Genomic DNA, 8,989 nt, shown 5'->3' with positions numbered 1-8,989 from the left:
GTCAGCGCAGCGGCCAGGGTGCGGCCCAGCGCCGCCGCGAGCGGCAGCTCGACGACCGGCAGCGGCTCGGCCGCCCGGCCGGCCTCGGCGGCGACCGTCCGGGCCGGTTCCCAGTCGGTCGTCACTCGGCGACGTCGGGTGGCTGCGGCTGGTCCGGCGGCCAGGCCAGCGCCAGCCGGCTGGCGACCGCGGCGGCGTCGCGTACCGCCTCGGCGCCCCCGCCGCGCAGTGCGGCGGCGTAGCCGACGAGGAAGGTGGTGAGCGGCGCGGCCGGGCGGTCCACGTGGTGCGCGGCGTCGCGGGCCACGTCGAGCAGCAGCCGGACGTCGAGGTCCAGCGGGTCGAGGCCGAGCTCGGCGGCCAGCGCCGCCGTCCAGTCGTCCAGGGTCATGCCCCATCTTCTCGCGTCGTTGACGGTTGGGTGGTCGCTCATAGCAGCCCGAGTGCGTGCACCGACGGCGAAGTTGAGGCTAGTGTCAACTTTGTGCCGGTGCTGCGCTCCCACGTTGACGTCCGCTCGGAGACGTACGCCGCCAACCGGGCGGCCATGCAGGACGCCCTGGGCGAGGTCGCCCGGCTGCAGCAGCGGGCGGTGGACGGCGGCGGTGAGAAGGCGGTGGCCCGGCTGCGGTCCCGGGGCAAGCTGCTGCCGCGGGAGCGGATCGAGCTGCTGCTCGACCCCGGCTCGCCGTTCCTCGAGCTGTCCCCGCTCGCCGGGTACGGCACCGACGACCCGATCGGCGCCGGCATCGTGACCGGCATCGGGGTGGTCAGCCGGGTGGAGTGCCTCGTGATGGCCAACGACCCGACGGTCAAGGGCGGCGCCCAGGGGCCCACCTCGGTGGCCAAGGGGCTGCGGGCCATGGAGATCGCCAGAGCCAACCGGCTGCCGCTGGTCAACCTCACCGAGTCGGCCGGCGCGGACCTGCCCAAGCAGGCCCAGATCTTCGTGCCCGGCGGCGCCAGCTTCAAGAACCTCACCCAGCTGTCCGCGGCCGGCATCCCCACGGTCACCCTCGTGTTCGGCAGCTCCACGGCCGGCGGCGCGTACGTGCCCGGCATGAGCGACTACACGGTGCTGCAGAAGCAGGCCGCGCAGGTGTTCCTCGGCGGCCCGCCGCTGGTCAAGATGGCCATCGACGAGGACGCCGACGAGGAGGAGCTCGGCGGCGCCGAGATGCACGCGCGGACCTCCGGCCTGGCCGACTACCTCGGCCTGGACGAGCCGGACACCCTGCGGATCGGCCGCGACATCGTGGCCCATCTCAACTGGCACAAGCTCGGCCCCGGCCCGCGGACCGGCGACCCGGACCCGCCCGCCCACGACCCCGACGAGCTGCTCGGCATCGCCTCGGCCGACGTCCGGGTGCCGTTCGAGGTGCGCGAGGTGATCGCCCGGCTCGTCGACGGCAGCCGGTTCGAGGAGTTCAAGCCGCTCTACGGCAGCACCCTGGTGACCGGCTTCGCGCAGGTCTGCGGCTACCCGGTCGGGATCCTGGCCAACAACGGGATCCTGTTCAGCGAGGAGAGCCACAAGGGCGCCCAGTTCATCCAGCTGTGCAACCGGCACGAGGTGCCGATCCTGTTCCTGCAGAACATCACCGGCTTCATGGTCGGCACCCGCTACGAGCAGGGCGGCATCATCAAGGACGGCGCCAAGCTGATCAACGCGGTGTCCAACTCGACGGTGCCGCACCTGACCCTCATGGTCGGCGCGTCCTACGGCGCCGGGAACTACGGGATGAGCGGGCGGGCCTACGACCCGCGGTTCGTGTTCTCCTGGCCCAACCACCGGATCGCGGTCATGGGACCCAAGCAGCTGGCCGGGGTGCTCACCATCGTGGCCCGGCAGAAGACCGAGAAGGCCGGGCTGCCGTTCGACGAGGACCAGTTCGCGCCGATCCGCGACGCGTTCGAGGCTCAGGTGGAGAAGGAGTCCACCGCGCTGTACGCGACCGGACACCTGTGGGACGACGGGATCGTGGACCCCCGGGAGACCCGCACGGTGCTCGGCATCGCGCTGTCGGCGACGCACTCGGCGCCGGTGCAGGGCGCCACCTCCTACGGCGTCTTCCGGATGTGAGCGCCGTGACCCCCCCGCCCGCCGTGCTGCCCGCCGTCCCGCTTACCCGGCTGCTCGTCGCCAACCGTGGCGAGGTCGCCCGCCGGGTGTTCCGCACGGCGCACGAGCTCGGCCTGGCCACCGTCGCGGTCTACAGCGACCCGGACGCCGGCGAGCCGTTCGTCCGCGAGGCCGACACCGCGATCCGGCTGCCCGGGACCGCCGCGGCCGAGACCTACCTGGACGCGGCCGCGGTCATCGCCGCGGCGCACCGCGCGGGCGCCGACGCCGTGCACCCCGGCTACGGGTTCCTGGCCGAGAACGCCGACTTCGCCCGGGCCGTGCTGGACGCCGGGCTGGTGTGGGTCGGCCCGACCCCAGAGTCCATCCGGGCCTTGGGCTCGAAGGTGGCCGCCAAACGGCTGGCCGCCGAGGCGGGGGTGCCGCTGGCGCCGTCCGCCGAGCTGACCACCGACGACCCGGCGGCCTGGGCGGCGGCCGGAGCGGAGGTCGGTTTCCCGTTGCTGGTCAAGGCTTCCGCCGGCGGCGGCGGCAAGGGCATGCGGCTGGTCGGCACGGCCGCCGGCCTGGTCGACGCGATCGAGGGGTCCCGCCGCGAGGCCGCGTCGGCGTTCGGCGACCCCACGGTGTTCCTCGAGCGGTACCTCGCGGGCGCGCGGCACGTCGAGGTCCAGGTGGTCGGCGACACCCACGGCACGGTCACCCACCTGTTCGAGCGGGAGTGCTCGATCCAGCGGCGGCACCAGAAGATCGTCGAGGAGTCGCCCTCTCCGGGGACCACCCCGGCCACCCTGGCCCGGATGCTCGAGGCGGCCGTGGCGCTGGCCCGCGCGGTCGACTACGTCGGGGTCGGCACCGTGGAGTTCCTCGTCGCTGGCGCGGGCGAGGCCCAGGAGTTCTTCTTCCTGGAGATGAACACCCGGCTGCAGGTGGAGCACCCGGTCACCGAGGAGACCACCCTCGAGGACCTGGTGGCCCTGCAGCTGGCGGTGGCCCAGGGGCGGCCGCTGCCGGCGTCCCTGCTCGCGCCGACCCGCAGCGGCCACGCGATCGAGGTCCGGCTCTACGCCGAGGACCCAGCCGCGGGCTTCCTGCCCTCGACCGGCCGGCTGCTGCTGCTCGAGCCCGCGGGCGACCCGCAGGTGCGCTGGGAGTCCGGGGTCGAGACCGGCAGCGTCGTCTCGCCGTACTACGACCCCATGCTGGCCAAGGTGATCGTGGCCGCCGAGACCCGGGAGCAGGCCGCCCGGGTGCTGGCCCGCGAGCTGCGCCGCACCCGCATCCACGGGCTGCGCACCAACCGGGACTCGCTGGTGGCGATCCTGGAGTCCGCGGCGTTCCTCGCCGGCGAGACCCCGACCGACTTCCTCGACCGGCAGCCCGGGCTGCTCGACCCCGCCGTCCCGGACGACGTGCGCCGTGCGCACCTGGTGGCGGCGACGCTGCACGGGGTGCGCCGGGCCCGGGCCGCGGCGCCGCTGCTGCGCTTCGCCCCGGCCGGCTGGCGCAACGTGCCCGCGGTCCGCCCGTCGGTGTCGTTGGGGGTGGGCGGCCAGCCGGTGCAGGTGACCTACCTGGAGCGGCCGGACGGCACGGCCACCGTGGGCATCGACGGGACCGACCACGAGGCCCGGGTGGTCGGCGCGGGCGACGACTGGATCGACCTCGAGCTGGGCGGGCTGCGCCACCGGCACCGGGTCGCCCACCACGGCGGGCTGGTGTGCGTGGACGGCGGCGGCTGGGCCAGCGAGCTGCCCGTGCTGCCTCGGTTCGCCGACCACAGCGGCGAGGCCGCCGCACAGGGCCCGGCCGCGCCGGTGCCCGGCACCATCACGGTGGTCGCCGTCGCGGCCGGGGACCGGGTGGCCGCCGGCCAGCTGCTGGTCGTCCTGGAGGCGATGAAGATGGAGCACCGGATCATCGCGGACGCCGACGCCGTGGTCGCCGAGGTCCCGGTCGCCGTGGGCGACTCGGTCGACGCGCACCAGGTGGTCGTCGTCCTCGAGGCCGTGCGGGCCGACGGCCAGGCCGAAGGCGACGTCGATGCGTGAGCCGGTCCGCATCGCCAACTGCAGCGGCTTCTTCGGCGACCGGCTGGCCGCCGCCCGCGAGCAGGTCGAGGGCGGCCCGATCGACGTCCTCACCGGTGACTGGCTGGCCGAGCTGACCATGCTCATCCTGGCCCGGCAGCGGCTCAAGCACGGCCCCGGCACCGGCTACGCGCGCACCTTCGTGACCCAGCTGGAGGACGTGTTCGGCAGCTGCCTGGAACGCGGCATCAAGGTGGTGTCCAACGCCGGGGGCTTGGACCCGGCCGGGTGCGCGACCGCCGTCCGGGAGGTCGCCGAGCGGCTCGGCCTGACCGCCACGGTGGTGGCCGTCGAGGGCGACGACCTGCTCGGCCGGCTGGACGGTCTGGACCTGGTCAACCTGGCCACCGGCGAGCGGTTCGCCGACGTCGGGCTGCCCGCGCTGACCGCGAACGCCTACCTCGGCGGCTTCGGGATCAAGGCGGCGCTGGACGCCGGCGCCGACGTCGTCGTCACCGGCCGGGTCACCGACGCTGCGCTCGTCGTCGGCCCGGCGGCCTGGTGGCACGGCTGGACGCCGGAGGACCTCGACCCGCTGGCCGGCGCCGTCGTGGCCGGCCACGTCATCGAGTGCGGCGCGCAGGCGACGGGGGGCAACTACGCGTTCTTCGCCGAGGTCCCGGGCCTGGAGCACGTCGGCTTCCCGATCGCCGAGGTGGCCGCCGACGGCTCGGCCGTGATCACCAAGCACGAGGGGATCGGCGGGCTGGTGTCGGTGGGCACCGTCACCGCTCAGCTGCTCTACGAGGTGGACGCGCCGGCCTACCCCAACCCGGACGTGACCGCCCGGTTCGACACGATCGAGCTGGAGCAGGTCGGCCCGGACCGGGTGCGGGTGTCCGGCGTGGTGGGCGAGCCGCCGCCGCAGACGCTGAAGGTGGCGCTGAACTACCTCGGCGGGTTCCGCAACACGATCACGATGATGCTCACCGGGCTGGACATCGACGCCAAGGCCGAGCTGCTGCTGCGCCAGCTGTGGGCCGCCGTCCCGGGCGGGCGGGAGTCCTTCGAGTCGGTCGACGTCCAGCTCCTGCGCCACTCCCCGTCAACGTGTCAGGGTGAGGACGAGCCATACGTCGTCCACACCCTGACAAGTCAGTACGAGGCGCAGGCGGAGCTGCGCGTCACCGTGAAGGACCGGGACCCGAAGAAGGTCGGCAAGGCGTTCACCGCCCCGGCGGTCGAGCTGGCGCTGGCGTCGGTGCCCGGGCTGTACCCGACCGCGCCGCCGGCCGAGCCCACGCCGTACGGCGTCTACTGGCCCACCACCGTCCCGCGCGCCCTGGTGAGCCCCCACGAGGTGCCCGCCGCCACATCCCGGTCGGCCCCGTGGGTCCCGGCCGCCCCGCCGCCGCTTCCGGCTGGCCTCGCCGAGGCGCCCACCACGCCCGCGCCGCTGGGCCGGGTGTTCGGGGCGCGCTCGGGGGACAAGGGCGGGGACGCCAACGTCGGAGTCTGGGCGCGGACGGACGACGGCTACGCCTGGCTGGCCGGCTTCCTCACGGCGGAACGGGTCCACGCGCTGCTGCCGGAGACCCGCCCGCACCACGTCGACGTCCACCTGCTGCCCAACCTGCGGGCGGTGAATGTCGTCGTCCGCGGGCTGCTCGGCCGCGGCGTGGCCGAGAACGCCAGCCTCGACCCGCAGGCCAAGGCACTCGGGGAGTATCTGCGCGCCCAGGTCGTCGAGCTGCCGGTGCCGCTGCTGCCCGCTGCCACGACGGACGACGGCGCGTGAGCACCCTCGCACCCACCACCCCTCGTGGCCGGCGCACCCGCGACGCCGTCGTCCGCGCGGCCCGCGAGGTGTTCGAGCAGCGCGGCTTCGACGGCACCCGGATGTCCGACATTACCGACGCCGCGGGGGTCTCGCACGGCACCGTCTACACCTACTTCACCTCCAAGGAGGAGGTGCTGGCCCAGGTCTGCGACGACCTGGCCGGTGAGGTGTTCGCCGCCGTCCGGGTGCCCGACGACCTGCGCGCCGACCCGGTCACCCGCATCCACGAGGGCAACCGCCGCTACCTGCAGGCCTACGCCCGCAACGCGCGGATGCTCGAGGTAGTCGAGCAGGCCGCCACCACCAACGAGCGCTTCCGCAGCCTGGTCGACGGGCTGCGCGCGGTCTTCGTGCAAAAGGCGCGGGCCTCGCTCGAGCAGTACCAGGACGACGGACTGGCCGACCCGGCGCTCGACCCGGAGATCGTCGGCCCCGCGCTCGTCGGCATGGTGGAGAGCTTCGCCCGCCGCTGGCACGCCCAGCCGCAGCCGCTGGACGCCGACCGCGTCGTCGACACTCTCACCACGCTGTGGGCCCGGGCCATCGGCCTGCCCGCACCAGCATCCAGCCCGGCCGCACCGAACGACGACCCCGGAGGTAGTGCATGAGGTTCACGCAGGAGCACGAGCAGCTGCGCCAGGTGGTGCGCCAGGTCGTGCAGAACGACATCAACCCCCACGTCGACGACTGGGAGCGGGACGGGACCTTCCCGGCGCACGAGCTGTTCGCCAAGCTCGGCTCGCTGGGCCTGCTCGGCCTGGAGTACGACCCGGCCTACGGCGGCGGCGGGGCCGACCACTCCTTCACCGTCGTCCTGGGCGAGGAGCTCGGCCGCAGCGACTGCGCCGGCGTCCCGATGGCCATCGCCGTCCAGGCCGCCATGGCGACCCCGGCGCTGCACCGGTTCGGCTCGGAGGAGCTCAAGCAGAGGTACCTGGCCCCGGCGATCCGCGGCGAGCAGGTCTGTTCCATCGCGGTCTCCGAGCCCGGCGCCGGCTCGGACGTGGCCGGCATCCGCACCAGGGCGGTGCGCGACGGCGACGAGTGGGTGATCAACGGCAGCAAGCTGTGGATCACCAACGGCACCCAGGCCGACTGGCTGTGCCTGCTGGTCCGCACCTCCGACGACGGCGGCTACGCGGGGATGTCCATGGTGGTCTTGCCCACCGACACCCCCGGGTTCACGGTCAGCCGCAAGCTGGACAAGCTCGGCAACCGCAGCAGCGACACCGCCGAGCTGACCTTCGAGGACTGCCGGGTGCCGGTCACCAACACCATCGGCGAGCCGGGGCGTGGCTTCCAGCAGCAGATGGCCCAGTTCCAGGACGAGCGGCTGATCGGCTCCTACATGGGCGTGGCCGGCATGGAGCGGGCGCTGCGGCGCACCGTCGAGTACCTGCAGCAGCGCGAGGCGTTCGGCAAGCCGCTGCTCGCCAACCAGCACCTGCAGTACCGGCTGGCCGAGCTGTTCGCCGAGGTCGACCTGCTCAGGCACTACTGCTACGCCGCGGCTGACGCGTACGTCGCGGGACAGGACGTCACCAAGTTCGCCAGCATCGCCAAGCTGAAGACCGGCCGGCTCGCGCGGGAGGTCGCCGACACCTGCGTGCAGTACCACGGCGGCATGGGGTACGTGGAGGAGCACTGGCCGGCCCGATACTTCCGCGACTCGCGGCTGATCTCGATCGGCGGCGGCGCGGACGAGGTCATGCTCCGCGTCATCGCGCTGCTCGAGGGGCTGGGACGGCGGTGAGCTCGCCGGCGGTGCGCTACGAGGTGGCCGACGGCGTGGCCACCCTGACCCTCGACCGGCCGGAGGCGCGCAACGTCCTCAACGCCGAGTCGATGGCCCCGCTGCTGGCCGGCCTGCGGGCCGCCGCCGAGGACGACGCCGTCCGGGTGGTCGTGCTCACCGGCAGCGGCAACACCTTCTGCGCGGGGGCCGACCTGCGCGGGGCCGCGGCGGCCGACGACGGCTCGTTCGCGGCGACCGGGCCGCGCGCGCTGGTCGACGTGCTGCAGGCCCTGCTCGAGCACCCCAAGCCGACCATCGCCCGGGTCCAGGGGCACGTGGCCGGGGGCGGCAACGGGCTGGTCGCGGCCTGTGACCTCGCGGTGGCCGCCGAGGAGACCCGGTTCGCGTTCTCCGAGGTGCGGGTCGGGGTCGCGCCGGCCGTGATCTCGGTGGTCTGCCTGCGCCGGATGCCCCCGCGCGAGGCAGCCGAGCTGCTGCTCACCGGCGAGCGGGTCTCCGCCGCGCGCGCGCTGCGCGCTGGGCTGCTCACCGCGGTCGTGCCGGCCGCCGAGCTGGACGCCGCGGTGGACACCTGGGTGGGCCAGCTGCGGCGGGGCGGCCCGACCGCGCTGGCCGCGACCAAGCAGCTGCTGCGCCGGGTGCCGGTGCTCAGTCTGGACGACGGCTTCGACTGGACTGCCCAGCTGTCCGCGGAGCTGTTCGGCTCGGCCGAGGCGCGGGAGGGCATGACCGCCTTCGTCGAGCGCCGCCCCCCCGCCTGGGCCCCCCCACCTTCTGCATGAGGGTCCCTTCTGTGCGCACCGCCGCACCAACCCACCCTTCACGCCAGCGCTCAGCCACCGACTGACCCCGCTCAGGGTCGCGCGCCGGCCGCCAGCTCCGCGATCGCCTTGTCCAGCCGGCGCTGACGGGTCTCCTGGGTCTTGGCGCCCTCGACCGACAGCACGTGCCGCTTCTTGCCCGAGTTGGACAACGCGTCGAAGGCGCTGCGCGCACCGGGGCTCCGCTCCAGCGCGGCCGCCAGGTCGGCCGGCACCGGCACCTCCCGCGGCGCATCATCGAGCGACACCGACACCTGCAGCACCTGCCCCGCGGACACTCCAGCACCGGCCCGGTGCTCGGCGCTGACCGGGATCAGGGAGCGACCGCCCATGACGCCGACCGTCGTGCGGTAGGAGTAGCCGTTGAGGGCCACCACAACCGCGGGCCGCTTCCCGCCGCCGAGCGACTCGATCACCCCGGGCGGCACCTCGATTCCGGTCGCGGTCTTGCCGTTGAGG

Annotated in this window: 7 protein-coding genes and 1 pseudogene; 6 read left to right on the top strand and 2 right to left on the bottom strand. The window is 74.2% G+C overall.

Translation table 11 applies throughout. The features are described 5' to 3' along the window. Window positions 1–121: 121 nt before the first annotated feature. Window positions 122–385, bottom strand: a pseudogene (locus tag VIM19_12060) (DUF6457 domain-containing protein). Between the two features lie 99 nt (window positions 386–484). On the opposite strand from VIM19_12060, the gene VIM19_12055 reads away from it, so the two are divergent. The 6 genes from VIM19_12055 to VIM19_12030 are packed head-to-tail and all read left to right on the top strand — an operon-like array spanning window position 485 to window position 8,491. After that, complete coding sequence (locus VIM19_12055; GenBank protein ID HEY5185610.1) at window positions 485–2,083, top strand: carboxyl transferase domain-containing protein; 1,599 nt, start codon at window positions 485–487, stop codon at window positions 2,081–2,083. A gap of 5 nt (window positions 2,084–2,088) precedes the next feature. Then, the gene (locus VIM19_12050) at window positions 2,089–4,134 is read left to right on the top strand and encodes a biotin carboxylase N-terminal domain-containing protein (GenBank protein HEY5185609.1); all 2,046 of its coding nucleotides are present in this window, start codon (window positions 2,089–2,091) and stop codon (window positions 4,132–4,134) included. Then, on the top strand, window positions 4,127–5,911 hold the full coding sequence (locus VIM19_12045; protein ID HEY5185608.1) for an acyclic terpene utilization AtuA family protein: 1,785 nt from the start codon (window positions 4,127–4,129) through the stop codon (window positions 5,909–5,911). Before VIM19_12050 ends, VIM19_12045 begins: the two co-directional genes overlap by 8 nt. Next, window positions 5,908–6,561, top strand: coding sequence for a TetR/AcrR family transcriptional regulator (locus VIM19_12040; GenBank protein HEY5185607.1), 654 nt, complete (start codon window positions 5,908–5,910; stop codon window positions 6,559–6,561). Before VIM19_12045 ends, VIM19_12040 begins: the two co-directional genes overlap by 4 nt. Further along, entirely contained in the window at window positions 6,558–7,706 is a 1,149-nt protein-coding gene (locus VIM19_12035) for an acyl-CoA dehydrogenase family protein (GenBank protein ID HEY5185606.1), read from the top strand. The genes VIM19_12040 and VIM19_12035 overlap by 4 nt, the downstream gene beginning before the upstream one ends. Then, a complete protein-coding gene (locus VIM19_12030) occupies window positions 7,703–8,491 on the top strand; it encodes an enoyl-CoA hydratase-related protein (GenBank protein ID HEY5185605.1) in 789 nt (262 codons plus the stop codon). The genes VIM19_12035 and VIM19_12030 overlap by 4 nt, the downstream gene beginning before the upstream one ends. Before the next feature lie 71 nt (window positions 8,492–8,562). On the opposite strand, the gene VIM19_12025 is transcribed toward VIM19_12030, so the two are convergent. Further along, the coding region (locus VIM19_12025; GenBank protein HEY5185604.1) for a YdeI/OmpD-associated family protein at window positions 8,563–8,989 on the bottom strand (427 nt) is incomplete at its 5' end.

Source organism: Actinomycetes bacterium, from assembly GCA_036510875.1.
GTDB lineage: Bacteria > Actinomycetota > Actinomycetes > Prado026 > Prado026 > DATCDE01.
The sequence above is the reverse complement of the archived record's forward strand: the minus strand, read 5'-3'. Positions and strand labels throughout refer to the sequence as shown.